Origin of the sequence: Fictibacillus sp. FJAT-27399, assembly GCF_001510655.1 — a bacterium.
GTDB lineage: Bacteria > Bacillota > Bacilli > Bacillales > Fictibacillaceae > Fictibacillus_C > Fictibacillus_C marinisediminis.
Genome location: NZ_LMVC01000002.1, coordinates 705,180 through 731,057, shown reverse-complemented (window position 1 = coordinate 731,057; position 25,878 = coordinate 705,180). Strand labels below are relative to the sequence as shown.

Sequence of the window (25,878 nt, the reverse complement as noted above, 5' to 3'; positions counted from 1 at the left end):
CTATTCATTTCCTTTTGGCCATTCGGCTTCCTTTAAACCATAACCAAATGCCCGTCAAACTAAATACAATCATACAAACGGCACCAAGATCTGTTAACCATACAATGGAAGTATGGCCAAAAAAGCCCGAGTGAAGTCCGAATACCCATTTCTGCAGTTTCAATTCGTTAGTAGAACCATACCCAATCCAGGAACGGTGGTTCAATAATAAGCCTGTTATCGCCATTAATAGGACAAGCAAAGATCCGATGATGCCAAATGTTCTATGAATGGTTTTCATTAATCGATACATACAAGACTCCTAACTTCATACCATTATTCACCTTGATTATGAACGCTGGAGCGAGATTCTCCCTCTTTCACTATGCCGCGATATTTTGAAAAAAGAACTAATAAGAGTATAGAGGTTACTTAGAAGGGCTGTCATCACCCCAACGAGTGATTTTCTCACTTCTTATGACAAAAAAGACCACTTATTTTTTAATCATATGAGCCATTATTGGACCAACCTTAAGAAAATGGAGTAAGGTGGACAGTATCAATGTTTCCATATCATTCTTATAAAATTCTTGCCTTTTCATTTAAAAGGGCTTCCAACTGTTTTCTATTTTATTGAATACCGCACCATAAAGGTGTTCAGCCAACATTTTTTCTATATCTGTGTTATCGCGTTATTGTTAACCTAAAACGGAATTGCTGTCCCCTCTACATTTACTGCTTTACTCGTACACCAGCCTTAAAATTCTCACAAGTCCCTCCAATTATTATTACTCAGGTTCTGCTAGCCGTTTTAAAACCTCGTTAATATATTCCTTTAAGGTCCTATTTTAAGGATCTGTGATTATTGGATAGCCAATTTTCTACATACTTAGCTGAAAATGCAGGATTCCGTATAATATGCCCACTTTGATTTCGTTTCCAAATTCTGGTATAAGAAGGCAAACCCAAGATAATCTTTTTAGTTGGTATTCCAGTTTCTATAAACTCTACTATAGAGTCTTTCAGCCAAGGTCTGGAGGTAACAGGCCCTGGAATGGGATCGGTAGACCAATGCTCGTCATACCCCATAAATACAACAAAGTCACAATATTTTCCAAGAATGGTGTGATTGAATGGAGCATTATTATTATTCTTATAATTATTAGAATCTGGTGGAATATCGATAGAAAGCTCTTTAATCCAGCCGGCCGACTGAAGTGGCTTCCCATGTATACAATTCTTTCTATTATTCTTTCAGCCTGTTCTGAACAAAACAAAACCAGTTCAGCAGATGTTTCAGCTGATCAAAAGAATAAGAAATTACATATCACTACTACTATTTTTCCTCTCAAAGACTTTGCGGCAAAAATCGGTGGTAAGTATGTAGATGTTCAAAATGTAGTACCTGCAGGCGTTGAACCCCACGATTACGAACCTACAATCCAAACGATGTCGAAACTGTCAGACGCAGATATTTTCATCTACAATGGAGCTGGGATGGAAGGCTTTGCCGATAAAGCTATCGACACGTTGGATAAAGATAAAACGAATGTAGTTAAAGCTTCAGAAGGGATTCAGCTTGCTGCTCCTGAGGAGGAACATCATAATGGCCATGAGGAAAAACATGCCCATGAACATGGGGACGTTGATCCCATGTGTTTATTGATCCCATAAATTCTATAAAGATGGCAGAAAACATTAAAAATGCGATGGTGAAAAAAGATTCCTCACATAAAAAATACTACGAGAAAAACTTTGAAGAGTTAAAATCTCAGCTCACAGCTCTTGATCAAGACTTCAAAACCCTTATGAATAAAAGCGATAAGAAAGAAATCCTTGTGTCTCACGCTGCTTATGGTTATTGGGAGAAACGATATGGATTAATACAGATTCCAATTTCCGGATTATCGCCGTCCAATGAACCAACCCAGAAACAGCTCCAGCAAATTATTGATCTTTCCAAGAAACATCATATTCGTTATGTTTTGTTTGAAGATAACGTGAAACCTCGGGTGGCTGATCCTGTAAAATCTGAAGTGGGTGCCGAAGCCCTCTCCTTCCATAACATGGAGTCCCCCGCCCAAAAAGATATTGAGAGTAAAGAGGATTATATTAGCCTAATGGAAAAAAACCTCACCATTCCAAAGAAAGTTCTTCAATAAATCTAACAAATCAAAGGTTGCTATGGAGATGTTCCAAATATTAAAACAGCAAAGGAAAACCCAGACACGATGTGTAATGTCTGGGTTTTTTATTACGCACTTAAGTACTTTTTCATGAATCGGACTTTCTTAATAACAAACCAATCTAAGATTAGTACGATGAGTAATGATACTCCGACTAACGGGAAAAACAAGCCAAATGCAACAATGATGAGGGCCACACCTTTCATTAACTTAAAACTTTTAGGAATTGAAGGCGCTCCTAGTTTACCCTGCGGCTTTCTCTTCCACCACATGATGAGTCCGGTAACCGCTACACCGGTTAATCCTAGACAGACCAATGCGCCAAGAATCTGGTTCGGCAATCCAAAATAATGTCCCTCGTGCAATGCAATCCCAACTTCAATAAACTTCGCCATCACTCCATAATCCTTATAACGAAGATCCGCGAGAATCTTCCCGCTGTATTGATCGATATGCAGAGTTGCTTGGTCTTTTGGTAATGGAGGGAAAACCGAGACGGTATAGACTCCTTTTTTCCCTTGTGGCAAATTAATGCTGTAGCCCGAATGCACTTTTTGTTTATTGGCCATACTTATCACTTGATCTACCGAAAGCGATTGAATGTTTTTGCCGGCTTTTGATTTGGGCATCGACATATTTTCAGCTGACCATGGAACTTTTATGGATACATTCTTTGTAGGTACAGTAGATTCTGGCACACTGTCCCATAGGCCTGTTGGATAACCTGATTGAGTAGAAGTTGCTAATTTGTTTACATTATTTCCCCAGAATCCCGCCCATGGGAGACCTGTCATAATGAGAATGGCAGCAAACAACGAGAGCCAGAAAGCAGGTACAGCATGCAAATCACGCCAGAAGATACGCTTCCCTTTTGTAAATCTTGGGAGTAATGTACCAAATAGTTTTGCTTGTCCTTCACGCGGCCACCATAGGTAAACTCCTGTGACTAATAAGATCATGACCCAGCATGCAGACAGTTCTACAATTCGATCCCCAATTGTACCAACCATAATCTCCCCATGCAGCTTTTTCATAACCTCCATGAGCTTTCCTTCGTTATCCAGTGTACCAACGATTTTATTTGTGTATGGATTCACAAAAACTGTCATTTCATTTTTTTGATTTACAATTCCTACTTCAGAGGTGCGCCTTCGTTCATCTGATGGGCGGAAACTTAATATCGTTGCTCTAGGATACGTTTCCTTCACTTGTTTTATTTGCTGATCGGCTGAGACCTCTTGCTTTCCTTGATGAACATAATATAAATCCTTATAGAGGATAGGTTCAATTTGAGGTTTAAATAAATATACCCCGCCTGTTACAGCCAGCATGATCAAAATTGGAGCAAATAATATACCTGCATAAAAGTGCCAACGCCATATAGCCTGGTACAAACTTTTCCCTCTTTGTGATTGCTTGTTCGCCGTATCCTCGGGAACTTCTTTTCTTACTACGTTTGTAGAATACATTTTTCCAACTACCTCCCCGTTAAGCTATGCTGAGTATAGTGTAAAATTATTTTCCTCGTCATCACTCTAAAGGGGGATAATTAGCAAAAGGTGAGCGGATTGTTAGACTAAATAGTGAACGCTTCCAATCTTATTGACTATTAAATTTCAAATCACCGTATTCACTCTTAAGAGGGATATTCTCATGTGCAAAGATATGACATGATAAAAAAAGCTATGTTTTTTCCAGGATGAAGATAATGAAAACGTTTGAAAGAAGGTATCTTTAGTGAAAAAATTCAATTTCTTAGTCTTAATTATTTCTTTATTGTTTTTATTGTCGGCTTGTATCAACACCACCAGTGAACATCCAAATAAAAATGCTTCAAATGATTCCCTGAACTGGAAAGTCCAATCGTTTTCTTATACGGATCAGAATGAGAAAACATTTTCAATTGACAAATTAAAGGGTAAGGTTTGGCTGGCTAATTTTATTTTTACAAATTGTGAAACTGTTTGTCCTCCCATGACAGCCCACATGGCAAAACTGCAAAAAATGTTAGCAGATCAAAAAGTTGATACACAAATCGTATCCTTTAGTGTTGATCCAAAAAGGGATACGCCGGAAAATTTATTCGCTTTTGGAAAAAAATTCGGTGCAGACTTTTCACACTGGCACTTCTTGACCGGCTACGAACAGAAGGAAATTGAGACGTTCGCCAAAAATTCTTTCAAGACTGCTGTTTCCGCTGATCCTACCTCCGACCAATTTGTTCATGGAACCTCGTTTTACCTGGTGAACCAAGAAAAAAAAGTCGTAAAAAGATATGATGGTGTTCAAAATGTGCCCTTTGATCAAATTGTTAAAGATGCCAAAAAAGTCTTAAATCAACCGAGGTGAAATTGACATGCAACTCAAATCTAAACTTGTACTTTTTCTAAGTTCAATCCTTGTATTAACGGCCTGTGGAAATCCTAAACATCAAACCCACCAGCAATCTACAAGTGAAAGTGAAAATTCACTAATGCCTGTTCAGGTTAAAATTAATATTGATCCCAATCAGCCAAAGACAAATAAACCTTTCAGAATCCAGGCCAAGGTCACACAAAACGGTCATGCTGTAAATGATGCAGATGATGTTCAATTTGAAATTTGGAAAGACGGGAATCGAAAACATAAAAAGGTTAAGGTGGAGAAAGCAAAAAAGGGAGTCTATTCTATTCAAAGTACATATAGTAAGGCTGGCAACTATCATGTGATTTCTCATGTTACAGCCAGAGATATGCACACGATGCCGCAAAAACAGTTTACGATTAAATAAAAAAATCAGACACTTGTCTGATTTTTTTACTATTATTTATGTTCATGATGATTTTCATGTTTTGTATGAAGTGAACATGCACTTAACAGCATGTAGGTAGTAAATCCACTGATCCATATTTTTCTTCATTAGTTAAGCGACTTTTTTTCAGACTTTTTTTCCAGGAATTTTCAGCATTCAATATGACTTTATTAATCATTTTTATGTTATTCAATCCACCCTTTGCTGTAAGCATAACTAGTCAATTGAACACGGTTATCCAGATGAAGCTTGCTTAGAATGTTCTTTAGATGGCTTTTCACCGTATGCTCTGAAATAAAGATAGTTTCAGCGATGTCACGGTTTGATTTACCCTGGGCAACCAGTTGTAAAACTTCTTTTTCACGCTCGGATAAAGGAGTTTGTTCTATTTGTTTTTTGCTCTGTGTGAATTCTTCCAGAATTCGAAATGCCATATTTTGTGACATGGGTGCTTCATCTACAGCAAAAGCACGCAAGTAACTGTACCATTCATTTGAATTTAAGTTTTTTAATAAATAACCTTGCGCGCCTCGTTTGACCGCTTCAAATAAATCGGTAATATCATCTGAAACTGTCATAATAACGATTTTTATCGTTGGGTATTTAAATTTTATGATTTTAGTAGCTTCCAGACCATCCAATACTGGCATCCGAATGTCCATCAAGATTAAGTCCGGTTGCAGTTCAGCAGCTAATTCAATCGCTTCTGAGCCATTTGTTGCTTCACCGATAATTTGAAACTCTTCATATTCCTCTAGAAGTTCTTGGATTCCTTCTCTTGCATGTTGGTGATCGTCCACCAACAAAAGACGAATGGGTTCTTGCATAATCTATATCTCCTTTACAAAAGCAATGAGCATTTCTCCATCCTGGACATGAATACTTAGATCGCTTCCCATCGCCTTGGCTCTGTCTTTTAATATTTGCAACCCATAACCCTTATGGCTGTTAACTAAGGATTGTTGGTCTGTTTTATTCTTTATGATGCAGGTCCACCCCGTTTTTGTTTCATGGGCATCAATCCAAACTTGATTAGTCCTTGCATGTTTAACAACGTTTATCAGTGCTTCTTTTATGCAAGCATATAACTCAACCTTATCTTTCGTTGAAAACAAAGATTCTCCAATCTCCCAAGTCATTTGAACTTTGAATTGATGTTCTTTTTCCATACTTTGGATATGATTTAATAACGTATCTGTCCAATTAAAGTTTGATTCTACAGGTGGCACACGTAAATTGTTAATAGCTTGTCTAGTATCCTCATGGATATGTTGAAGTGTTTTTTTCATTTTGATGAAATGAGGATTGTTATCCAGATTAGCCTGTTTGCCTATTTTATTTATCTTAATAGATAATAGAAATAGTGATTGTGCGATTCCATCATGAAGTTCTCTTGAAATCTTAGCCCTCTCCTGCAAAGCTCCTTTTTGAGATCGCTCTTCATTTAATTCCGCTTGAATCTTTTCCAGCATATTAAAAAGTTTCAATAGGAAAATTATGGTGACCCCAAAAACAATCAATGGAGATAAAAAATTACCTGTTTCCATCGATATATAAGGCATTAGCAAGGTATGTCTTAAATACTCCCATATTCCTATAGATACAGTAGGCAGCATTAAAATTAACCATTTAATTTGTTTATAAGTCATCTTTTTCACCACTCAGCATATATTTCATATTCCTTCCCTATCTTGACATATTTCTAAAAAAAATCTATCACTATTTCGAGGGAGATATATTAAAGTTCAATCATTGCTAATTTATTATTTTTCATTTTTCTTCTGTAGTAAGCACAAAAATCTCCTTAAGCATCACTTGATCTGCTTAAACAAACCTCTCTTCCAAGTCAGGGGTACATAACCACATAACCTTGTCCTCTTTTTCCACAAATATATCAAGGTAATGTTCATTTTCCAAATCTATTTTTGCAGTGATTTCAAGTACATATTGATTTTTACTAAAACTACTCTTGTAGAAATAATGAATAATTAGGTAATTCATATTGGTGAACAACCTATACTTTTAAAATAAAAATGAATAGTATGAATGGATTGAAGCAGGAAATCAGGATGGCCAAATCATCAGATAGGGACATCGAGAAAGTAGGATTTCTATCTAGTAACATGATAAATAAAAAAGGTGATAAGATGGCAAAAAGAAACAAGTCCAATAATAAAAAAAAGTGTTTAATCGGACCTTTAAATGGACAAAAGCGCAGTGAGAAAGCATTTCGTATTCGTCATAAGGCAGCATGTTCACAAATGGAGCTTCCCCTTACTGAACATCCATGTAATGGTGACGAACAATTGTATCCAACTAAAATTGCCAGCTTTTCTAAGGGGCTGCCACATAATTCCCTTGGCGAGGTTGACCTTCAGGCCTATAACCAACTAATTAAGGCTCTAAAAACCGGTAACAAAGACCATTTAGAATCCATTCCTCTCGGCGGTGACGTCAAGATTGCAAATCCTCAAGCCGCATATGTATTTGATCTTGCGGGAACGGATTGCCACAACTTGGATATTGCTGTTCCTCCTTCCTTCAAAAGTGCTTGGGCGGCTGGTGAGATGGCTGAACTATATTGGCAGGCGCTGACCCGCGATGTGTCTTTTCATGAGTACCGCACCAATCCACTGACCATTGAGGCAGCTTCAGAGTTATCGTCATTCACTGATTTTCGCGGGCCAAAAACCGGCGGCAAAGTCACAACGAGTACGCTATTTCGCGGGATTACACCTGGTGACCTAACAGGTCCCTATATTTCGCAATTTCTTTTGAAAAACGTCCCCTATGGCGGGACAACAATCGTTCAGCGTTATCGTACAACCTTGGCGGGGTCTGATCATATGACATCCTATGATCAATGGCTGAAGATCCAGAACGGCTCAACTCCTGCTGCACCGTTATTCGACCCCACACCCCGCTATATCCGCAATGGAAGGGATCTGGGTGAATATGTTCATCAGGACTTTTCCTTCCAGGGTCCGCTTTCCGCTTGTTTAGTTCTGCTCAGTTTCGGCAGGGAAGCATTGGATATATACAATCCCTACCTTAAATCAGAAACCCAGGATGGTTTTATTACCTTCGGCGCCCCGCATATTCTGGATTTAGTTACTAAAGTGGCGCGGGCAGCACTTGAGGCCGCTTGGTTCCAAAAGTATCTTGTCCACCGCAGACTCCGTCCCGAGGAGTTCGGAGGACGCGTCCACAACCATTTGATGGGTGCCGCAAGCTACCCGATAAACTCAGAACTCCTCCATTCCCAGGTCATTTCAAAAGTGTTCAGCCAGTTCCGCAGCTACTTGCTTCCTATGGCCTATCCGGAAGGCTGCCCCATTCATCCGGCTTATCCAGCAGGCCACGCAGCCATCGTTGGGGCCGGAGCCACCGTTCTCAAAGCATTCTTTAAAGAATCATTTAAAATTCCAAATCCAGTCACCGCCAGTTGGGATGGCCTCTCATTGCTTCCTTATTCAGGAAAACCATTGACCATAGGCGGGGAATTGAATAAACTTGCCGCCAATATCTCTCTAGGCCGCAACACAGCCGGCGTCCATTGGCGTTCAGATGGGATCGAGGGGATAAAGCTTGGGGAAGCTGTCGCAATCAGCATTCTTAGGGACTATAGCGCGACCTACCATGAGAAATTCACTGGTTTCTCATTTACTAAGTTTGATGGGACTCGGATCACAATCAAGTAGGTTAGCAACAAACTTTACGAAAACAGCCTAATTTTAAATTCGATTTCCACAAAAGAAAAACCCTCATCTTCCTTTGTGTTCAAGAATGTTTCCCAGTCGGTTTTATCTTCCTTGTAACTTTCTTCGGTATATACTTATACTTCAGGTTACTCGTATAAAGAGCCTTCCATACTGCGACATGTCCCTCGTTATCTGTAATCTGAGCATATTTCACATACCCTTGTTCAGTATAAATCACATAATTTTTCATCAATTCTCTTTGCTCTTCCTTTTGTTTTTTTGTAGCAAGATTTGCTTCTTCTCATAAATTATGTCACCAAATTGACAAATGACATTAGATAATGGGAGAAAACCTAAATAAAATGGAAAACCGCCCTTTCGACTTTCATTCCTTGTGTATTTCAGAAACCCTGAATTTGACCTTATTTGGTCAATTTCAGGGTTTTGCTTGTTCACTTAGTAACTACCGAAATTAAAAGAGAGACAAAAAGGAAAGGCTGTGCTGGCTCAGTGACTCCCTATTAATGTTTCTCTGTGAATTTTTACGGTAATTACTCATATCTTGTTAGTGACAGGTTACCTAGGAGGCGAAACAATTGCATATAAATGAAAAAACGTATCGAGAGTCATTATTGAAATGGTGTGAAGATATCAAAATAACTTGGGAATCAGTTCGAGAACAGTTAATAAATATCGAAAATCCTATTCTTCAACAATGGGAAGACACCTTCTTATTATTAAAAAATGAGATAGAAATGGAAAACCGCATACATGATCATCATGAATTAAGTAAGAAAGCAGCCTCCTTATATGATAACCTTAATGGCTTCTTAAACCGAGCTGAACCGTTATCCGGTCATAACGAAGATGAAAGAATTCAAGTCGTCCCAATTGGGGGACATCGATTACCTCCTCTTCCTTATCCATATAATGGTTTAGAGCCTGTCATTTCAGAAGAAATCATGAGATTACATCATGATAAACATCATCAAAGCTATGTAGATGGACTTAATAAAGCAGAATTAGAAATGCAAAAAGCACGTGAAAATGGAGACTTTCATTTGATTAAGCATTGGGAAAGAGAAGCAGCGTTTCACGGTTCCGGTCACTATTTACACACAATTTTCTGGAGTATTATGAGCCCGCATGGCGGGGGTATACCATCAGAACATCTAAGTAGAGCTATATATAACACATTTGGAAGCTTTGAAAAATTTAAAAAGCAATTCTCCGAAGCAGCAAAAAATGTTGAAGCTGTTGGTTGGGCGATTCTCGTTTGGGCCCCCCGATCCCATCGTTTAGAGATTTTAACTGCTGAAAAGCATCAGAATCTGACTCAATGGGATGTTATTCCGTTGCTTGTTCTAGATGTTTGGGAACATGCCTACTACCTGCAATATAAAAATGAACGAGCTAAATATATTGATAATTGGTGGAAAATCGTGGATTGGAGAGAAGTGGAGCAACGATACAATCAAGCAAAAACAATTGTATGGCAGCCATTTTAAAAGGTCAATATTTCGATGTAGAAAGCGTTATTAATCTTTTGACAATCAATCTTCTGAAGTGATTATTACTTTTTTCAAAAAGAGCAAAAATTTACAGCGGTTTAGGTCATACTGATGACAGGAAAAAATTAATAATTTAGAGATACCAGAAGAGTTTGTAGCCAAAAGGATAACAGCACAAAAAGAAGCCTTAAAATAGGCTTTTTTTTTTAGATATTTGTTTTTTTTGTGAGTTCTCAATTTATAGCTTTATTTTTTCAATGTTTGGAGGTATTGCTATACACGGAGGATTGATCGGAGGATTTACAATTATTTTTATCTATGCTTGAACCAAAGGGATTTCTCAGTAGAGATTGCAGATATTAATTAGGACAGTCTATAGGGCGCTGGGAATCAATAAAATTATCTTTCCTTCATGTTTTAAAATTACCTGAAATATTTATAGATGGTTTTTATCGTCACCCCACTATCTTCTTTCTAATCATCTACCCCTGTACTCATTAAGTATGATTTCTTTATGGATAGCTAAAAATAAAGAAATACTCAAGTCGTTACTGATGATGGAGGAAAACATGATTTATATTTATAATGACTATGGTGGAACGCATACTACTTCTTTAGCTGCTGCCTATCACTTAAAAGAATTACAAAGTAACAAACCTCTTACAACCGAAGATATCTTAAGCGTCAGATATTTTAATAAACTTAATACATCAGATATGGGTAAAATTATATTTCATGGTATTGATGAAGACGGAGATTCAGTTTATACAATTGGTCGAGGAAATTCAAAAGTTTTAGTTCCAAGCCTCAAAAATTTAAGTTTATTGTTACAGGAAAAATTTAATAGTAATGAAAAGATTATTTTTTCGAATACATCACCAACGGTACCATTATCCATGACAATTGGAGGCTTATTATCTAGAAGGCTAAAAATCGATTCATTGGGTGTTCCCTTATTAGTAAAGGGTGCCAAGCAGGCTCAGGGTGAAATTATAAGATTAGTTCATCATACAAAAGAAAAGGCTCATTCTACCCAAGAAAAGGTACTAGTGTTAGAAAACACCCATATTCAGTAATAGTTTCTGTTTTTTGTTTAATAAAGTGAAATGTCTTTTAGGCAATCCAAATGAAAAAAAAGAGAAAGACATGGAGTTCTCCCTCTTTCTCTACTTCTTATTCACTTACATATTTTTTTAATGGTTTCCAGTAATTTTCTTCCCATCCTTGCTTCAAGTGCTCCCCTTGTCCTTCAGGAAAACCGATATGATTGAAGTATAATAAAGTATTTTCTCCTTCTGAAAACAATTCGAAATTCACTATTGAATAAACTCCTGAATCCCAGTTTCCTGCACGCCATGCTTGAACAATTCGTTTATTAGGAATGAGCTCAATCATTCTTCCCGCAATCATTCCACCGAAACAGGAAAAAGATCCTCCTTCTTCAGAATGAATTTCTGCAGGTGCACCAGTTAAATCGCTGAACTTCTTGGAATCCGTTAGCGCTTGATATAGTCTTTCTGGAGTGGTGTTAAATTTGATTTTTTCTTGAATAGTTGTAGACATAATTTTCCCTCCCTTTATTTACCTTGTACTGACCAAGGATCTGCTCCGAGATCATTTCCTTCTCCTAAATGTTTGATACGGTCAATATAATGAGTCCATCCTTTTTGATTAGTGGGTACTTTTTCAACAGGGATGTCATAATGATTTAATATTAAAAGAGTACCCTGATATTGTGGTTTCAACAAAAATTCAACCGTCGTTGATCCGGGGGGCATTACCTCAGAATCTTTCCATCCCCAAGTAAGTACAACCTTTTCATTTGGAATGAGCTCTTTGTACTCACCAGTAGCGACGTTTTCACCGTTTATGTCAATCCAGTACTTCCCTCCGATTTTTGGCTCCAGCAATACATGTCTTCCCATCCACCGGTTCATTTTGTCGGGATCTGTAAAAAAAGTGAATAACGTACTAGGACTACAATCAATCCAAATTTCTTTTCTAAGATTTTCGGTAGGCTTACTCATGTTTTCTCCTTTCTTCCTCTTCAGCTGCTACCTTCAAGGCGAACAGGCTATTGTCCCAGAACTGATCTACGAATTCTTTTAAATCTGCGAAACCTTCCCTTCTGATTCGATAATAACGTTTAGTTCCTGATTTGCGGACAACCACCATGCCTGAGTCATGCAGCACTTTCAAATGCTGAGATATTGCAGGCGCTGATAACTCAAAGTGTGAAGCAATGTCACTAGAAGCCAACTCTCGACCTCTCAATACATCTAATATGGCACGACGTGTAGGTACGGATAATGAATGAATCGCTTTTTCAATCATACATATAATTTAGCATTGACTTAATTAAGTGTCAACTTAAATATCCTATTTAAAAAAGGGGCTGTCCAAGAAGTCTGTAAGCTGTTGATTTCCGTTCCAGGCTGCTCGCTTTCCGCGGGGCGTGCGGTGAGCCTTACCGGCGTGAACGCCTACTTTTTGGTGCAAGNAGTCTCACCTGTCACGCTAGTCCCGCAGGACAAGGAAGGCTCCGGCAGCTTTTTATCGCACGAAGAAAATGTGAAGTTCATTTTCGAGGAGTCTCGCATCTTCCACTTCAATTAACTTTTCATTGAAGATTTTTCAAGCCAAAAAGGGACTGCCTGAAGGTCAATTTTCGACTTTCTGGACAGCCCCTTTTTCTATAAAATAAATGTACCCAAAAGCTATTTGTTTGTACCGTGCTGCTTATTTGGCAGCTTGGTCCCTGGATTACCTTTGCCTTGATGCTTTTTATTTTTTTCGGCTTTTTCCTGGTTTTCGTGCAATTTTTCTACAAAATCACTTGTGTTTTCCACTGATACACAGCCCCCTCTCATTATTTCCTTTGTTACTTTTTCCATTTGGAAGTAAAATTACTCATACTTCTTTAAATTCGTTTTCGACACTGAAAAAATTCCAACAAATATCAAGAATTTTTTAACTTTAAAACTGTTAATTTAATCACCACTTAACTGTGCAAATATAAGCTCATCTGTCTAATATGATTGGTTAGTCCTGATCTTTTCAAATTCGGCAATTTTAGATTTTGATGAATAATTCAACAAGCTTAGCAGACGTTATGAATAGTATTTCAAGCTGAGGTGAATGATTTTCATGCCACTACTGGATGTTGGGGACGTTAAACTGTACTATACTGTTCAAGGAGAAGGGATTCCCATTGTTTTTATTCATCCTCCCGTACTTACTTCCTTAAATTTTACATATCAGGCAGAGGGGCTATCCACAAAGTATAAGATTATCACTTTTGATATTAGAGGTCATGGACGAAGCCAGTATTCAAAACAGCCACTGACCTATCCACTCATTGTTGATGATATTATCAGCCTGTTGGATCATCTTGAAATTAAAAAAGCATTTATTTGCGGATACTCGACGGGCGGCTCTATCGTTTTGGAGTATTTGCAAAGTAATTCGAGCCGGGCGCTTGGGGGAATAATTATTGGAGGGATTTCTGAAGTAAAGGACAGAAAGCTTAAGGATAAGATTTCTGCAGGAGTCAAGCTCGCGGAAATAGGTGCTGTCCCCGTTTTGGCTTTGTCCACTTCTTGGACCAATTCGATTACAAAAGAGCTGTTTATACAGATGTTTCAAGTTGGCCGGAGAGGATCTTCTCATAATATCAAGGAGTATTACACTTCTAGTTTGCACTATAATTGCACCAAGCAGCTGGCAAACATTAATCTTCCCATCCTGCTGGTCTATGGTAAAAAAGATAAGCCCTTTCACATTTATGCTAAGCTCCTTCATGAAAATTTGCCTTATAATGAACTAAAGTTCATTCCCAAAGTCAAACACCAGATCCCTACAAAAGCAGCGGATGAACTAAATCGGCTGATTGTACAGTTTGTTGAGAACTATACAGAATGAATAAAACTATTCAAATAAGGTCTTATTGCCAGCCATAAAAAAATGAGGAAAGAGTGATTTTCTCTTTTTCCTCATTTTTTAGTCCGAAATTTTTATCTTTGTGTTGGGAATAATCTGCGAACCATCTCGCTGAATTGTTCAAAGAAACCTTTGACAGGTTTTCCGGCCTGAACATCGTTCACGTACTTTTGAACACGATCCACAAAGTCAGGGTTAGTGGACACAAATACGTCTTTGATATCAGGATCTGTGCTTTTTACTCTGTCTGCTATTTTTTTCTCGGTTTCCTTTGTCAGCTTTCCGTTTGTTCCATCTTCCAAAACAGCTGCCACATAGGCATTATTACCCGTAACGATGACGTTCGCCTGACGTACTTCCGGAAGCTGGACAACTTGATCAGCAGCCTCATCTGCAACATCCAGTCGGTTGTCTTGGTTATTATTGTCACCTGTATTTTCATCAGTACTGATATTCCTCATATTTCTGTTCTGATTATCCATTCCCTGCTTATTATCTCGGTTATTCATACAGGCTGTTAAAACAGCTACCATGAAAACGATCACCAAAAATTGAATAAGATTTCGTTTTTTATTCATATGTTCTCTCCTTTCTTTTATCGTTATCTTTTGGAATTCCCCCCGGATTATGCATCAAAGGAGAATTTCTCCGATTATTATTCATTGGTAATAATCGACTTAATTTATTCAGTTTGTTTTAGACAAAATAATATGGTTCAGCAATGGACAAAAATCTAAAATGGGATGATGTAGATGAAAACAAATATAAATACGATTTTACCAATTATCGCTTCGGTAGGAGTGGGTATTGCTGTGTATCAAATGCTGAGTGGCAATGGAGGAAAAATGAAAAACATGATGCCGCTTGCTTCAAATATGATGGGATTGGGAACTGATATGCAGGGACAGAATCAACAACAGTCCAATAATCAGTAATGCTTTATAAAGCGGAAAATTAGGAGGGGATAAATGATGAACTCTAAACATGATACTCATGGTCGGATAAGAATTCTTGCCTCTGATCAGAAGCAAGAGGAACCAGAGAAAATAACCAGTAATGATACTTCAACTACTGGTTTAGTGAAAGATGGGACGATATCCAGTCTGAACGAAGATTAGTCGGATATAAATATAAACGGACGAAAAATCAGGTTTAAGACATTTTTTGCCTGTTCTGATTTCAAAATCTATATAGGACAGCAAAACAGTGTTTCATTAAACACTGATTTGCTGTCCCTCTTTATAAACAAAACGATGAGGCATAATTCAAAAAAAAGAGCCACTTTTTATGGCTCGTGTGAAACATGGGCCCTTATGCCCCATTGCTCCATCGGCAATCAAAATCCGATGACCTTCTATTTTGCAAGTGCCTGGATCGTGCTTTGAGCTAATGCGAACTCGAAATCAGCAATCAGGTCTTCAGGGTCTTCAAGCCCTGCTGAAAAACGGAAAAGCGTATTGGTAATTCCTCTCTTCCTTCGTTCATGCTCTGGCATTGCAGCATGTGACATTTTTGCCGGATAAGACAATATGGACTCTACTGCTCCAAGGCTTACCGCTAATACCGGAATCTGAAGGTGCGAAGTGAACGGCCTTACCAGCTGTTCGCTTTCAAGCTCGAAGGAAAAGACAGCTCCAGGCCCTTCTGCTTGCCGGCGCTGCAATTGATAACCGGAATGCTCTTTCAGCCCCGGGTAATGTATCTTTTTAACAAGAGGATGATGATTTAGGTAATCAGCGAGTTTACCAGCTGCCTCTGAGGAATGGCGAAGCCGGACATACAACGTTTTCAAACCGCGCATGAGAAGCCAGGCATCCTGTACCCCTAACACGGCTCCGAAGGAATTTTGCAGAAAATAAAGGCGTTCTGCCAGCTCTCCATCCCTTACAACCGCAAGTCCTGCAACGACATCACTATGGCCGGCAAGAAACTTCGTAGCACTGTGAAGAACGATATCTGCACCAAGCTGCAAAGGCTGCTGAAGAGCCGGTGTTAAGAACGTATTATCCACAAACGTCAGTGCTCCTTGTTCTTTTGCAAGCTCGCTTACCGCCTGTATATCCGTTACTTTCAACAGTGGATTGGATGGTGTCTCGATGTAAAAAGCTTTTGTATTCGGACGAATGGCTCTCTCAACTGCATCCAGATCAGTCATGTCTACAAAAGTATGGGTAATCCCCAGTCTTGTGAGCACTTCCGTTACCATTCGGAAAGTACCGCCATAAACATCTTCTGAAATCACAACATGATCACCCTGAGAAAGGAGCAGAAAAGCTGTCGATATAGCGGCCATTCCTGAAGAGAAAGCGAATCCCCGGCAGCCTCCCTCCAAGAGAGCGATCTGCTCCTCCAACGCTTCTCTTGTCGGGTTGGCTGACCGGCTGTAGTCATATTTTCCGAAACTGTCGAGATCCTCCTGATGAAACGTTGAAGAAAGGTGCATCGGTACACTGACCGCACCAGTTGTCGGATCGGTCTTATGCTTATGATGCAGCAATTTGGTTTGAAAATGATAACAGGAATAGTCACTCATGGGGGATTGCCTCCTTCTGAACAATTTGAAGTGCTTGCGATAAGTCATCTATAAGGTCATTTTCATCTTCAATTCCAACAGACAGCCGAAGGAGCCGGTTGCACACCCCTCGCTTGATGCGAATGTCATCCGGAATATCGGCATGGGTCTGAGTGGCCGGATAGGTGACGAAGCTTTCGACTCCGCCCAAGCTTTCCGCAAATGTGATCAGTGAAACAGCCTTCAGAAAGCCAGGCACCCACTCTTCTTTACGAAGGCGAAAGGAGATCATTCCTCCTCTTCCCGGGTAAAGCACATCCGCAACGGCTTCATGTTCTTGGAGAAAACCGACGACCGCCTTTGCGTTTTCTTCATGCTTTTTCATCCTTAATGCCAAGGTTTTCATGCCTCTCATCAACAGCCAGGCGTCAAAAGGGCTTAAAACGGCACCCGTAGCATTATGATGATAGGACAATTCTTCACATAATTTTTCTCCTTTTGCAGCAACGAGTCCTGCGAGTACATCGTTGTGTCCACCAAGATATTTTGTCGCACTATGGATGACGATATCTGCCCCAAGTTCAATCGGCTTTTGAAGCAAAGGCGTGTAGAATGTATTGTCTACAATCACGAGGAGACCATGTTCCTTTCCAATAGAAGCAATCGCCTGGATATCACAAGTTTCCATTAAAGGATTTGTCGGGGTCTCCAGAAAAATCGCTTTGGTATTCTCAGTAATCGCCTGTTTAATTTCAAGAGGATTCGCCGTGTCTGCGTATTTACAGGACAGCCCCCATTTTTTATAGCCTTCTTCCAATAACCGATAAGTACCGCCGTATAAATCGCTGGATACGATCCATTCATCCCCTGATTGAAAAAGGGAGAGGATGGTGGCGATCGCGGCCATTCCCGAACTGCAAGCAAAGCCTTGGTCCGCTCCCTCCAGGTCCGCGATCGCCTGTTCAAGCAGCTGGCGTGTCGGATTGCCGGTGCGTATGTAATCATACCCGCTTGATTCTCCTATCCCGGTATGGCGATAAGCGGTTGAAAAATAAACGGGCGGATTAACTGATCCTGTCCGGTCTTCACTTCGGTTGCCAATCTGAGCAAGCTTTGTTTCCGTTTTATACATGGAGATCCTCCTAATAAATAAAATAAAAAAAGCCTTCTAAGAAGAAGACTTTTGAGAAATATCAATTGTCGTTCTTCTTATCTTTCAAGTTCATTAACGAACTTGATGGATTTAGCACCTTTTCAGCCATCCGCGGCTGAAGGTTGCTGAGGTATCATCGGGCCATTCCCTCTACCTCTCTTGATAAGAAAACAAATCACGTATCAAATTGTAATTTATACTCTACAATAATATTCTGAATGTTTCAATAGATATTTCAAAAAATATTGCTTTTTTAAAATTCCAATTAACCTTTATTACATTGGCGGCTGTATTGGTAAGGTACTCGAAAGTTAAAACACGGGACGTACTTTAGTAAAAGGGCTAACTCTTCTGATAAACGATGAGATACTTTTTTCTTTTTTTGTTTTTCTCAATCAGCACCTACCTTTATTACATTTTCACCTGATGATTTTAGTCCTGTATTTAAAGAGGTTTTCTGAAAACACTGGTTCCATTTACCATATTCGCAGGTAAATAGTCGGTTTACGCACAGAAATTAAGCAAATAAAAGCTTTTAACCTAAATCTTCTGAGTAAAATTGAAACGTTTTTATCAGTTTGAAAAAATGTTAGGAATGGTAATATTTATTAAAAACTACTAATTAAGGGAGTCTGACAGTTGATAGTTGAGACAGATAAATACTATATGCCTGGTAAAAATCGTGTCATCTTGCTGCCTGCCATTTGGAGAGAGGAATTTAATATAACAGAAAATGACCTCCTCACTGTATGTAAAAAAGACGACTCGATCATCATTCAAGCCAATACCATAAACGAAGTAAAGGGAGCCAAATATATAAAGATTAATAAAAAAGGAGTGATAACCATTCCGAAATCTATAGATGAACAGCTGGATATTCGATTACATCAACTGTTCATTAATTCAAAATACTGTTCCTTTTTTATTGCACCTGTAAAATAGAAATGTGCCCTTCGTTTTGAATGAAAGGATGAAACATGCTATCTCCAAAGTCATAAATTTGGTGATGGCATGTTGGCCTCTTATCTGCTTTATATGGTGCTGCCTTGGTTGGCAGGTGTATTACTTTTAAATAAGAAATGTAAACTCGTGTTATTGGTCACCCCCTTCACTTCGGTCCTTGCATTCATTATTGATGGCTGGGGAACCCTTTATCATTACTGGAAAGCAGCTCCCTCGTCAATAAACCTGTTACGTTCCAATAAAAATAGAGATACGCGTATCTCCATTTGCATTTTAATAGTTAATGAATCTGATCTATTCCGGCATTAACCTTGTGGAAACTCCAATGCGGTTCCATGCATTGATGGTTACGATTTGCATGATGATTTCCGCTATTTGTTTTTCCTCAAAATGTTCAGCTACTTCCCTATATACTTCATCTGGAACATGGGAGTCAGCTACGAGTGTGATCGATTCAGTCAGCGCTGGCACTGCTCGTTCTTCAGGAGAAAAGAACGCAGGTTCAACATTGCCTCATAACCTCCTGGATTGACCTTTCCCATTAAAAATCTTGTTTCCATACTCAATTCCTCCTTAATTTGCAATCACTAATAAGACAATTAACTCCCTCTTTTTGTGACAAAAATTAAAGGGTAATTAAAATTTATTTATTCACCAAGCAGGGATTAGTGGAAATGGCTGTGCAAAACAATATTGCCAGTTTCGTGACTTGGTTCCGTCAACATTGGGATATTTAATCAAAAAACTAGGCCAGTCCCTTTCGGAGCTGGCCTTGTTTCACTTTTACTTAATCTCTTTTATTATCAAATAAGCTGTTTACTGTATCTGTTGCTTTTTCTTTGGCATCGCCATAACCTTCACGGATGTTTCCTTTTGCTTTGTCTTTGTTGCCTTCTGCTTCTGTTCTCTCATCTCCAGTGAGCTTGCCTAGCTCTCTTTTTGCTTCACCTTTGGCCTGATCCATTTTCCCTTTTGTTTGATCTTCATTCATCGTCTATTCCTCCTTCATTTTATATCCGTCTACATAGAGTGTTTACCCTCTATTAAGCCATTTTAATCTTGTTAAGCCTAAGCCATATTTTCTGTTTTTAAATCATAAGATAGGGGAAAACTAAAAATTAATGGAAATTTGCTGAAGGAGTGTACATATGAAAAAAAGCTGGATATGGCCTGTAGTCATCATAGGTGTTATCATTATTTGGTTTGTAGCAAGCTACAACGGTTTTGTCAACAAGGAAGAGGATGTTGATCAGTCCTACTCGCAGATTGAGACTCAGCTGCAAAGACGTGTAGATTTGGTGCCTAACCTTGTAAATACCGTCAAAGGCTATGCTTCACATGAAAAGAAGGTCATAAAGGATATTTCCGATGCGCGTGCCCGCCTGGCCGGTGCACAATCAACTCAGGAAAAGGCACAAGCCAATGACCAATTAACCGGCGCTTTAAGCAGGCTTCTTGTCATTCAGGAGCGGTACCCGAACCTTAAAGCTGATAAACAGTTTACTCAACTTATGGATGAACTTGCAGGTACCGAAAACCGGATCGCCGTAGCCAGAAGGGATTACAACCAGGAAGTCGCTTCCTATAATAAAAAAGTAAAACGATTTCCTGGAGCGTTAATTGCTGGGATAGGAGGATTTGATAAAAAAGAATACTTTAAGGCCAATGCCAACGCAAAAGAGCCCCCTAAAGTAGACTTTGGAGGAAACGGATAATGCTTTCCAAAAGATTCTCCCTCCTTTTGATGGTGTTTCTCTTTTTCACCATACTAACAGCCAGAGAACCGGTATCAGCAGCAAAGATACCTGCTCCAACGGGAGATATTTATGTTCAGGACTTCGCGAACATCTTAAATCAACAGCAAGAAGCAGAGTTGCTGTCATTGGGAAGACAGCTGGAAGATCAGACGACAGCACAGCTTGCTGTTCTGACCGTTAAGTCTATTGGAAGTGAACCCATTGAGAACTATGCGAATAAAGCCTATAGGACGTACGGGCTTGGCACGAAAAAAGCGGACAACGGCGTACTGCTCGTCGTTGCCATGTCACAGAAGAAAATCAGGATTGAAGTTGGATATGGTCTTGAGGGTGCTATTCCAGACGGAAAAGCTGGAAGGATTCTGGACGAAAATGCGATTCCCTATATGAAACAAGGGAAGCCTGACTCGGCTGTCACACAAACGTATCAGGCTCTTGCTAAAGAGATCACACAAGAATACAAGGGACAGGATAACCCTCCTCCTAACGAAAAGAAAAAAGATCCTTTCTCGTGGTTTTACATTCTTATCATCGTAGTGGTTATCTTTTTGGATGTAAAATTTTTTAATGGGTTTCTGACTTACATGATCCTCTCCATGATATCCAGAGGCGGTGGCGGTGGACGGCGCGGTGGTGGTGGCGGGTCTTCCGGCGGTGGCGGGGCAGGAAGAGGCTGGTAAAGTTATTCTTCTTCCAGCCACTTTTTGATGTGATCCTTTGGTTCCCAGCAGTTGAATTTATAGGAAGGCTGGGTTTCATATCCAAGCCTTGTACACTCATATTTCATCCCCTGCTCCGTTCTTGAAACCTTAAAATTGATGCAGGTGGCACAGCAATGAATATCTTTTTTCATGAACGTTCAACCCTTTTAACCCTTCTTTATGATTTATATCTTCATCATACAGCAAAAGCCCTGCCTCGCACTATAATTTGCGCAAGCCAGGGCTTTTTTCTATCTATTAACGAATGTAATTCGCGTCGATTGCTTTTGCATGAGCAGCATCGAACAAGTCATTTACATTTTGCTGGTGCACATATTCTTTGTACGTCATTTCATTCTTGTTTAATGAAATGGTAATCGTAGCAAAGAAAAGGTTTAGTGTAAACATACAGGTTCCTCCTTTCCTTCCTGGTTATCCTTTCAGGTCGTATCTTTCTCCGTTATGATCCAATTTAGAAACGCCAGGTATCTTTTTACCATCATATTTATCCCTCCATTAATTTTTATTGTCAAACTTTACTAAAAGGTTAGGACCGTATTCACGACTTTATCGCGGCTGGCTTCGAACCTCTCATTCACCTCTTGCTGATGTACAACTTCTTGATGCGTTCTGATTTTTCGTTTGAAAGAAACAGTAATTGTGCCAAAAAATAATTGTCGTGTAAACATAGTAAATCCTCCTTTAATTTTAAAATCAACAGGTCATATCCTTCTCCAAAGAGAACCAAGTCAACAAAGCAATACTAATCATCATTTTTCTCTCCTCCCTCAAGTTGATATTTATAAAAAAAGGCCGCAGTACAAGATCCCCTGCGGCCAACCCAAAAATGGGCACAAAAAAGCCACAGGCATCGTTCAGCCTGCGGCGCTTTTTTATCCAAATGAATTGTTAAAAAAGACTACTGTCCAACGGCCGAACATCTATTTGATTTATTCAGTTGCTTCAGAGTTGAAATTGTTTTACTTTGCATCATGGTGTTCGACCTCCTTCAATAAATTCTGATTTTTCTTACATGGTAATTATAACCACATCATGGTAACTTGTAAACCTCTTTTACCAAACAATTTATTTATATGCATCCTCCTTATGAAAGATACCCGTTGTTTTGCGGAATTTCATAGAAAGAAAAACATTCCATACTTACCATCACAAATTTCATTTTTTGTATAAAACACAAGCATTATGTGTACTTTTTCACAAACATTTGTTTTATAATGGATATGCCTAATAATTTGTATTTCGTAAGATAGGGGGAACGATTATGATAAGCCCTAAGACTATATTGGCCTCTACCCGGCCATTTTCATTGACGGCTTCTATCATACCTGTGCTTTTCGGTACCATTCTCGCCATGAAATGGACGGAGATCAACTGGGGAATCTTTTTATTAACACTCGCAGGCGCTATATTCATGCAGTGCGGGACCAACTTGGTGAACGACTACTTTGATTATAAAAAAGGTGCTGACCAGCCTGGCTCGCTCAGCCCGTCCGGAGTGATTGACCGTAAGGAAATGACACCTGTGCAAGTCCATATTACAGGACTCATCTTCTTTGCTTTAGGAAGTATTATCGGATTAATTTTGGCCAGTCTGACAGGCAGCTTTATTTTATATATCGGAATTCCTTCTCTCCTGATTGGGTACTTTTATACAGCTACCCGCTATGCGCTAGCATACAATGGCTTTGGGGAATTTGCTTCAGGAACGACACTTGGAGTTTTGGCTGTTATTGGCTCCTACTACGTCCAGACGCTAACGGTTCACTGGGAAACGGTACTTATTTCACTTCCAAATGCATTCTTGATCATGGCCATATTGCACGCCAATAACCTGAGGGACATCGATACGGATAAATTGATCAATAAGATTACGATTGCAGGATTAATCGGCAAAAAAGGAGCTCGAATCGAGTATTATATTTTAATGCTTGGTACGTATATTATCCTGTTGCTGCTCGTAATTGCTTCACTGCTTCCTGCATGGAGTTTGATCGCCATCGTTTCTTTGCCGATTGCATTAAAAGCAGTAGGAATAGCAGCCCGCACCTGGGAGCCTAAAGAACTGAACAAAGCACTCGGACTCACAGCAATGCTTCATTTAGGCTTTGGTCTTCTGCTATGCATCGGTACATTCATCGGTATTTCAATATAAGACTTATAAGCTTTAGTGCCTTGTTCTGGCGCTAAATCCAGATAAAAAAATCCGGCGGCCCATCATGGCTGCCGGATTTTTTTATTTATTGTATCTCTTGTAAACGTTTCTTTAATCTCTTCGCTTGATAATACATAAGAGCAGTAAAACCAAGCCCTGTCATGGAAGTTGCTCCGCAGACAATCGCATCTGCTGTATCTTTCCCTGCAAAAGGAATCACAGTTCCTAAATAAAGAAACGAGCTTAATGATAAAAGGATAATCCCGTAGTGCTGATAATCCTGAATTTTAACTTTAATATCTTGAATAACTTTTGAATCCATTACTTAATCAGCCTCCTAACCTCTTATTTTACAATAACATATATCAGGTGGCTGCCGACTACGTAATATTTGACAAATATATAAAAAAACTCCCGGTTCTATCTGCCGGGAGTTTTTTCTCTTATTGAAGCGCCTGCTTCAAATCTTCAATTAAGTCATCTGCATCTTCAATTCCGACTGAGATGCGGATTAATCCATCAGTGATTCCCAGTTCTGCTCTGCGGTCAGAAGGAATTGACGCATGCGTCATCTGAGCAGGAACAGAAATCAGGCTTTCTACTGCACCAAGGCTTTCTGCTAAGGTAAAGTAATGTACCTTTTTCAAGACTTGGGCAGCTTTCTCGCCACTACCTACATCGAATGATACCATCCCGCCAAAGCCACCTGCCTGCGCTTTTGCGATGCTATGCTGAGGATGGCTTTCAAGTCCAGGGTAATAAATTTTTTCAACGCTTGGATGATTGGACAGAAACTCTACAATTTTCTTCGTATTGGCCTCGTGGGCTTCCATACGAAGACCGAGCGTCTTAATACCTCTGATAAGGAGCCAAGAGTCCTGCGGCCCTAAGATCCCGCCTGTAGAATTCTGAACAAAGTGAAGATCCTCAGCCAGCTTATCATCGTTTACAACGACGATACCTGCCACGACATCACTATGCCCTCCAATATATTTAGTAGCCGAATGAAGAACAATATCAGCTCCTAATGTAATTGGTGTTTGCCAATACGGAGTGCTGAACGTATTGTCCACGATAAATAACAGGTTGTTTTCTTTCGCCAATTGGGAAGCTGCTTTTAAATCGGTTACTTTTAACAATGGGTTTGTCGGTGTTTCAACATATAATGCTTTTGTATTCGGTTTGATCGCTTCTTTTACTGCATTTAAATCGGTTGTATCAACAAAAGTGGCTTCAATACCAATTCGGTTGAGGACTTTAGATACAACGCGGTATGTCCCGCCATATACATCATCCGTCAGGATCACATGGTCACCTGAACTGAACAGCATCATAACAGCTGTAATGGCTGCCATACCAGAACCGAAAGCGAAACCTCTTTTTCCTTCTTCAAGGTCTTTAACAAGCTCTTCTAGTGCAAAACGGGTCGGATTTCCTGTTCGGGAATATTCATATCCTTTATGAACACCCACTTCTTCTTGTTTGTAGGTGCTTACTTGGTAAATCGGAAACGACACGGCACCTGTAGCTGGATCACCCGGAATTCCGCCGTGTATCAATTTTGTTTTCCTTTTCATGTTAAATGCCTCCTTCGTATATCTTTTTGCTTAAATATCGGTCACTTCCATCGGGGAAGATTGTTACGATTGACGAACCTGCAGGAGCTGTTTCTGCTTCCAGCAATGCAGCATGAAGAGCAGCACCTGAAGAACTGGCAGCAAGAATGCCTTCTTTTTGTGCCAATTCTTTCACCCTGTTAAATGCGTCAACATCGCTAACTGTATGGATCGCTTGAAAATAAGAAGAATCCATGTAGCCTGGCAAGAATTCCATACCGATTCCTTCTGTTTTATGAGGTCCTGACTGGCCGCCGTTCAAAATCGACCCTTCTGGCTCTACAATGACCGTTTTAATTTCCGATTTCTTTTCTTTTAGGAACTGTGCGGTACCCATGAATGTACCGCCAGTGCCGGCTCCTGCAACAAAGATGTCAACCTCGCCGTTTAAGTCCTGCCAAATTTCTGGTCCAAGTGTTTTATAGTACGTAGCAGGATTGGCCGGATTGGAAAACTGAGCTGGAGTAAAGGAGTTAGGAATCTCAGTAAGAAGCTGTTCAGTCTTCTTTATCGCTCCCTTTATACCTTCCTCTGTTGGCGTATTAATAATGGTTGCGCCTAGAGCTCTCATGATGTCCTGCTTTTCCATACTGAACTTTTCAGGGATAACAAACGTAACGTTAATACCTCTGTTAATAGCTGCCAATGCCAGACCAATTCCTGTATTGCCGGCTGTCGGTTCAATGATGGTACCGCCCTCCACCAGTTTTCCTGTACGGAACGCTTCATCCAGTAATTCTTTCCCCAGCCGGTCTTTCACGCTTCCTCCAGGATTGAAATATTCAAGTTTGGCAAATAGCCGCACCCCATTTGGCAACTGGAACTGAGTCAGTTGGACCATCGGTGTATTACCGATTAACTCATGTATATTTTTATAAACCGTCATCACACAAACT

General features: G+C 39.6%; 33 protein-coding genes, 1 pseudogene and 1 riboswitch. Of the genes and pseudogenes, 14 read left to right on the top strand and 20 right to left on the bottom strand.

Going from position 1 to position 25,878, the window contains the following annotated elements:
- Window positions 1-4: 4 nt before the first annotated feature.
- Window positions 5-292, bottom strand: coding sequence for a PepSY domain-containing protein (locus AR335_RS08720; RefSeq protein ID WP_062234341.1), 288 nt, complete (start codon window positions 290-292; stop codon window positions 5-7).
- A gap of 530 nt (window positions 293-822) precedes the next feature.
- Window positions 823-1,164: a glycosyl hydrolase family 18 protein gene (locus tag AR335_RS25455; protein WP_369795827.1), complete on the bottom strand. Its 342-nt coding sequence runs from the start codon at window positions 1,162-1,164 to the stop codon at window positions 823-825.
- Between the two features lie 42 nt (window positions 1,165-1,206).
- Between AR335_RS25455 and AR335_RS23855 the strand changes: the two genes are divergently transcribed.
- Window positions 1,207-1,653 (top strand): metal ABC transporter substrate-binding protein, encoded by a 447-nt coding sequence (locus AR335_RS23855; RefSeq protein WP_156418906.1) that lies wholly within the window; start codon window positions 1,207-1,209, stop codon window positions 1,651-1,653.
- Entirely contained in the window at window positions 1,635-2,141 is a 507-nt protein-coding gene (locus tag AR335_RS23850) for a metal ABC transporter solute-binding protein, Zn/Mn family (RefSeq protein WP_062234335.1), read from the top strand. The genes AR335_RS23855 and AR335_RS23850 overlap by 19 nt, the downstream gene beginning before the upstream one ends.
- Window positions 2,142-2,233: 92 nt before the next feature.
- Here the strand turns inward: AR335_RS23850 and AR335_RS08705 are convergent, their stop codons facing one another.
- Complete coding sequence (locus AR335_RS08705; RefSeq protein WP_062234331.1) at window positions 2,234-3,634, bottom strand: PepSY-associated TM helix domain-containing protein; 1,401 nt, start codon at window positions 3,632-3,634, stop codon at window positions 2,234-2,236.
- A 268-nt stretch (window positions 3,635-3,902) separates the two neighbouring features.
- Between AR335_RS08705 and AR335_RS08700 the strand changes: the two genes are divergently transcribed.
- Window positions 3,903-4,514 carry an SCO family protein gene (locus AR335_RS08700; RefSeq protein WP_062234328.1) on the top strand — a complete coding sequence of 204 codons (612 nt, stop codon included), beginning with the start codon at window positions 3,903-3,905 and terminating at the stop codon, window positions 4,512-4,514.
- A 7-nt stretch (window positions 4,515-4,521) separates the two neighbouring features.
- On the top strand, window positions 4,522-4,935 hold the full coding sequence (locus tag AR335_RS08695; protein ID WP_062234325.1) for a FixH family protein: 414 nt from the start codon (window positions 4,522-4,524) through the stop codon (window positions 4,933-4,935).
- 206 nt (window positions 4,936-5,141) lie between these two features.
- Here AR335_RS08695 and AR335_RS08690 read toward each other — a convergent pair whose 3' ends face one another.
- Both AR335_RS08690 and AR335_RS08685 read right to left on the bottom strand, forming a co-directional pair.
- Window positions 5,142-5,783, bottom strand: coding sequence for a response regulator (locus AR335_RS08690; RefSeq protein WP_062234323.1), 642 nt, complete (start codon window positions 5,781-5,783; stop codon window positions 5,142-5,144).
- Between the two features lie 3 nt (window positions 5,784-5,786).
- Window positions 5,787-6,605 carry a sensor histidine kinase gene (locus AR335_RS08685; protein WP_062234320.1) on the bottom strand — a complete coding sequence of 273 codons (819 nt, stop codon included), beginning with the start codon at window positions 6,603-6,605 and terminating at the stop codon, window positions 5,787-5,789.
- A gap of 498 nt (window positions 6,606-7,103) precedes the next feature.
- On the opposite strand from AR335_RS08685, the gene AR335_RS08680 reads away from it, so the two are divergent.
- The 3 genes from AR335_RS08680 to AR335_RS08665 all read left to right on the top strand — a co-directional run bounded on the left by AR335_RS08680 (window position 7,104) and on the right by AR335_RS08665 (window position 11,244).
- Window positions 7,104-8,657, top strand: coding sequence for a vanadium-dependent haloperoxidase (locus tag AR335_RS08680; RefSeq protein ID WP_199805089.1), 1,554 nt, complete (start codon window positions 7,104-7,106; stop codon window positions 8,655-8,657).
- A gap of 602 nt (window positions 8,658-9,259) precedes the next feature.
- Complete coding sequence (locus tag AR335_RS08670; RefSeq protein WP_062236974.1) at window positions 9,260-10,165, top strand: superoxide dismutase; 906 nt, start codon at window positions 9,260-9,262, stop codon at window positions 10,163-10,165.
- 572 nt (window positions 10,166-10,737) lie between these two features.
- Window positions 10,738-11,244 (top strand): DUF3189 family protein, encoded by a 507-nt coding sequence (locus tag AR335_RS08665; protein WP_062234314.1) that lies wholly within the window; start codon window positions 10,738-10,740, stop codon window positions 11,242-11,244.
- 97 nt (window positions 11,245-11,341) lie between these two features.
- On the opposite strand, the gene AR335_RS08660 is transcribed toward AR335_RS08665, so the two are convergent.
- The 4 genes from AR335_RS08660 to AR335_RS23025 all read right to left on the bottom strand — a co-directional run bounded on the left by AR335_RS08660 (window position 11,342) and on the right by AR335_RS23025 (window position 13,017).
- Entirely contained in the window at window positions 11,342-11,731 is a 390-nt protein-coding gene (locus AR335_RS08660; protein ID WP_062234311.1) for an SRPBCC family protein, read from the bottom strand.
- Between the two features lie 14 nt (window positions 11,732-11,745).
- A complete protein-coding gene (locus tag AR335_RS08655) occupies window positions 11,746-12,195 on the bottom strand; it encodes an SRPBCC family protein (RefSeq protein ID WP_062234308.1) in 450 nt (149 codons plus the stop codon).
- Entirely contained in the window at window positions 12,188-12,502 is a 315-nt protein-coding gene (locus AR335_RS08650) for an ArsR/SmtB family transcription factor (RefSeq protein WP_062234305.1), read from the bottom strand. Before AR335_RS08650 ends, AR335_RS08655 begins: the two co-directional genes overlap by 8 nt.
- Before the next feature lie 383 nt (window positions 12,503-12,885).
- Complete coding sequence (locus AR335_RS23025; protein ID WP_082316190.1) at window positions 12,886-13,017, bottom strand: DUF4023 domain-containing protein; 132 nt, start codon at window positions 13,015-13,017, stop codon at window positions 12,886-12,888.
- Window positions 13,018-13,315: 298 nt separating this feature from the next.
- On the opposite strand from AR335_RS23025, the gene AR335_RS08645 reads away from it, so the two are divergent.
- Window positions 13,316-14,089, top strand: coding sequence for an alpha/beta fold hydrolase (locus AR335_RS08645; RefSeq protein WP_062234302.1), 774 nt, complete (start codon window positions 13,316-13,318; stop codon window positions 14,087-14,089).
- A 92-nt stretch (window positions 14,090-14,181) separates the two neighbouring features.
- Here the strand turns inward: AR335_RS08645 and AR335_RS08640 are convergent, their stop codons facing one another.
- Window positions 14,182-14,685: a YhcN/YlaJ family sporulation lipoprotein gene (locus tag AR335_RS08640; protein ID WP_062234299.1), complete on the bottom strand. Its 504-nt coding sequence runs from the start codon at window positions 14,683-14,685 to the stop codon at window positions 14,182-14,184.
- 174 nt (window positions 14,686-14,859) lie between these two features.
- Here AR335_RS08640 and AR335_RS08635 point away from each other — a divergent pair, with 174 nt between their 5' ends.
- Both AR335_RS08635 and AR335_RS23840 read left to right on the top strand, forming a co-directional pair.
- Window positions 14,860-15,042, top strand: a complete 183-nt coding sequence (locus AR335_RS08635) for a hypothetical protein (RefSeq protein WP_062234296.1) — start codon at window positions 14,860-14,862, stop codon at window positions 15,040-15,042.
- A 33-nt stretch (window positions 15,043-15,075) separates the two neighbouring features.
- The gene (locus AR335_RS23840) at window positions 15,076-15,225 is read left to right on the top strand and encodes a hypothetical protein (RefSeq protein ID WP_156418904.1); all 150 of its coding nucleotides are present in this window, start codon (window positions 15,076-15,078) and stop codon (window positions 15,223-15,225) included.
- 236 nt (window positions 15,226-15,461) lie between these two features.
- Here the strand turns inward: AR335_RS23840 and metC are convergent, their stop codons facing one another.
- Together metC and AR335_RS08625 are read right to left on the bottom strand one after the other, a co-directional pair.
- Window positions 15,462-16,640, bottom strand: coding sequence for a cystathionine beta-lyase (gene metC, locus AR335_RS08630; protein WP_062234293.1), 1,179 nt, complete (start codon window positions 16,638-16,640; stop codon window positions 15,462-15,464).
- Window positions 16,633-17,751: a methionine biosynthesis PLP-dependent protein gene (locus AR335_RS08625; protein WP_062234289.1), complete on the bottom strand. Its 1,119-nt coding sequence runs from the start codon at window positions 17,749-17,751 to the stop codon at window positions 16,633-16,635. Before AR335_RS08625 ends, metC begins: the two co-directional genes overlap by 8 nt.
- A gap of 74 nt (window positions 17,752-17,825) precedes the next feature.
- Window positions 17,826-17,941: riboswitch (SAM riboswitch) on the bottom strand.
- Between the two features lie 470 nt (window positions 17,942-18,411).
- Between AR335_RS08625 and AR335_RS08620 the strand changes: the two genes are divergently transcribed.
- Entirely contained in the window at window positions 18,412-18,714 is a 303-nt protein-coding gene (locus tag AR335_RS08620) for a hypothetical protein (protein WP_062234285.1), read from the top strand.
- Window positions 18,715-19,029: 315 nt separating this feature from the next.
- On the opposite strand, the pseudogene AR335_RS08615 reads toward AR335_RS08620, so the two are convergent.
- A pseudogene (locus tag AR335_RS08615) lies at window positions 19,030-19,239 on the bottom strand (carboxymuconolactone decarboxylase family protein); the annotation flags it as partial.
- A gap of 283 nt (window positions 19,240-19,522) precedes the next feature.
- Window positions 19,523-19,726, bottom strand: a complete 204-nt coding sequence (locus AR335_RS08610) for a CsbD family protein (protein ID WP_062234282.1) — start codon at window positions 19,724-19,726, stop codon at window positions 19,523-19,525.
- Between the two features lie 157 nt (window positions 19,727-19,883).
- Between AR335_RS08610 and AR335_RS08605 the strand changes: the two genes are divergently transcribed.
- Window positions 19,884-20,450 (top strand): LemA family protein, encoded by a 567-nt coding sequence (locus AR335_RS08605; RefSeq protein ID WP_062234279.1) that lies wholly within the window; start codon window positions 19,884-19,886, stop codon window positions 20,448-20,450.
- The gene (locus AR335_RS08600) at window positions 20,450-21,172 is read left to right on the top strand and encodes a TPM domain-containing protein (protein WP_062234276.1); all 723 of its coding nucleotides are present in this window, start codon (window positions 20,450-20,452) and stop codon (window positions 21,170-21,172) included. Before AR335_RS08605 ends, AR335_RS08600 begins: the two co-directional genes overlap by 1 nt.
- Before the next feature lie 2 nt (window positions 21,173-21,174).
- Here the strand turns inward: AR335_RS08600 and AR335_RS24680 are convergent, their stop codons facing one another.
- The 3 genes from AR335_RS24680 to AR335_RS23835 form a co-directional block, all read right to left on the bottom strand.
- Entirely contained in the window at window positions 21,175-21,345 is a 171-nt protein-coding gene (locus AR335_RS24680; RefSeq protein WP_199805070.1) for a hypothetical protein, read from the bottom strand.
- Between the two features lie 106 nt (window positions 21,346-21,451).
- Window positions 21,452-21,601: a YrzI family small protein gene (locus AR335_RS23020; protein WP_082316189.1), complete on the bottom strand. Its 150-nt coding sequence runs from the start codon at window positions 21,599-21,601 to the stop codon at window positions 21,452-21,454.
- A gap of 131 nt (window positions 21,602-21,732) precedes the next feature.
- Window positions 21,733-21,882 (bottom strand): hypothetical protein, encoded by a 150-nt coding sequence (locus tag AR335_RS23835; protein WP_156418903.1) that lies wholly within the window; start codon window positions 21,880-21,882, stop codon window positions 21,733-21,735.
- Window positions 21,883-22,475: 593 nt separating this feature from the next.
- On the opposite strand from AR335_RS23835, the gene menA reads away from it, so the two are divergent.
- Window positions 22,476-23,366, top strand: coding sequence for a 1,4-dihydroxy-2-naphthoate octaprenyltransferase (menA, locus tag AR335_RS08595; protein ID WP_062234273.1), 891 nt, complete (start codon window positions 22,476-22,478; stop codon window positions 23,364-23,366).
- Between the two features lie 85 nt (window positions 23,367-23,451).
- Here the strand turns inward: menA and AR335_RS08590 are convergent, their stop codons facing one another.
- The 3 genes from AR335_RS08590 to AR335_RS08580 form a co-directional block, all read right to left on the bottom strand.
- Window positions 23,452-23,688 (bottom strand): YrhC family protein, encoded by a 237-nt coding sequence (locus tag AR335_RS08590; RefSeq protein ID WP_053357755.1) that lies wholly within the window; start codon window positions 23,686-23,688, stop codon window positions 23,452-23,454.
- Between the two features lie 121 nt (window positions 23,689-23,809).
- Window positions 23,810-24,943: a bifunctional cystathionine gamma-lyase/homocysteine desulfhydrase gene (locus AR335_RS08585; protein ID WP_062234270.1), complete on the bottom strand. Its 1,134-nt coding sequence runs from the start codon at window positions 24,941-24,943 to the stop codon at window positions 23,810-23,812.
- A 1-nt stretch (window position 24,944) separates the two neighbouring features.
- Window positions 24,945-25,868, bottom strand: a complete 924-nt coding sequence (locus AR335_RS08580) for a PLP-dependent cysteine synthase family protein (RefSeq protein ID WP_062234267.1) — start codon at window positions 25,866-25,868, stop codon at window positions 24,945-24,947.
- Window positions 25,869-25,878 lie beyond the last annotated feature (10 nt).

What these genes read in the sequence shown, in the direction of transcription:
- AR335_RS08720 (WP_062234341.1), bottom strand. Translation starts at nt 292, where the DNA reads ATGTATCGATTAATGAAAACCATTCATAGAACATTTGGCATCATCGGA.
- AR335_RS23855 (WP_156418906.1), top strand. Translation starts at nt 1,207, where the DNA reads ATGTATACAATTCTTTCTATTATTCTTTCAGCCTGTTCTGAACAAAAC.
- AR335_RS08705 (WP_062234331.1), bottom strand. Translation starts at nt 3,634, where the DNA reads ATGTATTCTACAAACGTAGTAAGAAAAGAAGTTCCCGAGGATACGGCG.
- AR335_RS08695 (WP_062234325.1), top strand. Translation starts at nt 4,522, where the DNA reads ATGCAACTCAAATCTAAACTTGTACTTTTTCTAAGTTCAATCCTTGTA.
- AR335_RS08690 (WP_062234323.1), bottom strand. Translation starts at nt 5,783, where the DNA reads ATGCAAGAACCCATTCGTCTTTTGTTGGTGGACGATCACCAACATGCA.
- AR335_RS08685 (WP_062234320.1), bottom strand. Translation starts at nt 6,605, where the DNA reads ATGACTTATAAACAAATTAAATGGTTAATTTTAATGCTGCCTACTGTA.
- AR335_RS08680 (WP_199805089.1), top strand. Translation starts at nt 7,104, where the DNA reads ATGGCAAAAAGAAACAAGTCCAATAATAAAAAAAAGTGTTTAATCGGA.
- AR335_RS08665 (WP_062234314.1), top strand. Translation starts at nt 10,738, where the DNA reads ATGATTTATATTTATAATGACTATGGTGGAACGCATACTACTTCTTTA.
- AR335_RS08660 (WP_062234311.1), bottom strand. Translation starts at nt 11,731, where the DNA reads ATGTCTACAACTATTCAAGAAAAAATCAAATTTAACACCACTCCAGAA.
- AR335_RS08655 (WP_062234308.1), bottom strand. Translation starts at nt 12,195, where the DNA reads ATGAGTAAGCCTACCGAAAATCTTAGAAAAGAAATTTGGATTGATTGT.
- AR335_RS08650 (WP_062234305.1), bottom strand. Translation starts at nt 12,502, where the DNA reads ATGATTGAAAAAGCGATTCATTCATTATCCGTACCTACACGTCGTGCC.
- AR335_RS08645 (WP_062234302.1), top strand. Translation starts at nt 13,316, where the DNA reads ATGCCACTACTGGATGTTGGGGACGTTAAACTGTACTATACTGTTCAA.
- AR335_RS08640 (WP_062234299.1), bottom strand. Translation starts at nt 14,685, where the DNA reads ATGAATAAAAAACGAAATCTTATTCAATTTTTGGTGATCGTTTTCATG.
- AR335_RS08635 (WP_062234296.1), top strand. Translation starts at nt 14,860, where the DNA reads ATGAAAACAAATATAAATACGATTTTACCAATTATCGCTTCGGTAGGA.
- AR335_RS23840 (WP_156418904.1), top strand. Translation starts at nt 15,076, where the DNA reads ATGATGAACTCTAAACATGATACTCATGGTCGGATAAGAATTCTTGCC.
- metC (WP_062234293.1), bottom strand. Translation starts at nt 16,640, where the DNA reads ATGAGTGACTATTCCTGTTATCATTTTCAAACCAAATTGCTGCATCAT.
- AR335_RS08625 (WP_062234289.1), bottom strand. Translation starts at nt 17,751, where the DNA reads ATGTATAAAACGGAAACAAAGCTTGCTCAGATTGGCAACCGAAGTGAA.
- AR335_RS08610 (WP_062234282.1), bottom strand. Translation starts at nt 19,726, where the DNA reads ATGAATGAAGATCAAACAAAAGGGAAAATGGATCAGGCCAAAGGTGAA.
- AR335_RS08605 (WP_062234279.1), top strand. Translation starts at nt 19,884, where the DNA reads ATGAAAAAAAGCTGGATATGGCCTGTAGTCATCATAGGTGTTATCATT.
- AR335_RS08600 (WP_062234276.1), top strand. Translation starts at nt 20,450, where the DNA reads ATGCTTTCCAAAAGATTCTCCCTCCTTTTGATGGTGTTTCTCTTTTTC.
- AR335_RS24680 (WP_199805070.1), bottom strand. Translation starts at nt 21,345, where the DNA reads ATGAAAAAAGATATTCATTGCTGTGCCACCTGCATCAATTTTAAGGTT.
- AR335_RS23020 (WP_082316189.1), bottom strand. Translation starts at nt 21,601, where the DNA reads ATGTTTACACTAAACCTTTTCTTTGCTACGATTACCATTTCATTAAAC.
- AR335_RS23835 (WP_156418903.1), bottom strand. Translation starts at nt 21,882, where the DNA reads ATGTTTACACGACAATTATTTTTTGGCACAATTACTGTTTCTTTCAAA.
- menA (WP_062234273.1), top strand. Translation starts at nt 22,476, where the DNA reads ATGATAAGCCCTAAGACTATATTGGCCTCTACCCGGCCATTTTCATTG.
- AR335_RS08590 (WP_053357755.1), bottom strand. Translation starts at nt 23,688, where the DNA reads ATGGATTCAAAAGTTATTCAAGATATTAAAGTTAAAATTCAGGATTAT.
- AR335_RS08585 (WP_062234270.1), bottom strand. Translation starts at nt 24,943, where the DNA reads ATGAAAAGGAAAACAAAATTGATACACGGCGGAATTCCGGGTGATCCA.
- AR335_RS08580 (WP_062234267.1), bottom strand. Translation starts at nt 25,868, where the DNA reads ATGACGGTTTATAAAAATATACATGAGTTAATCGGTAATACACCGATG.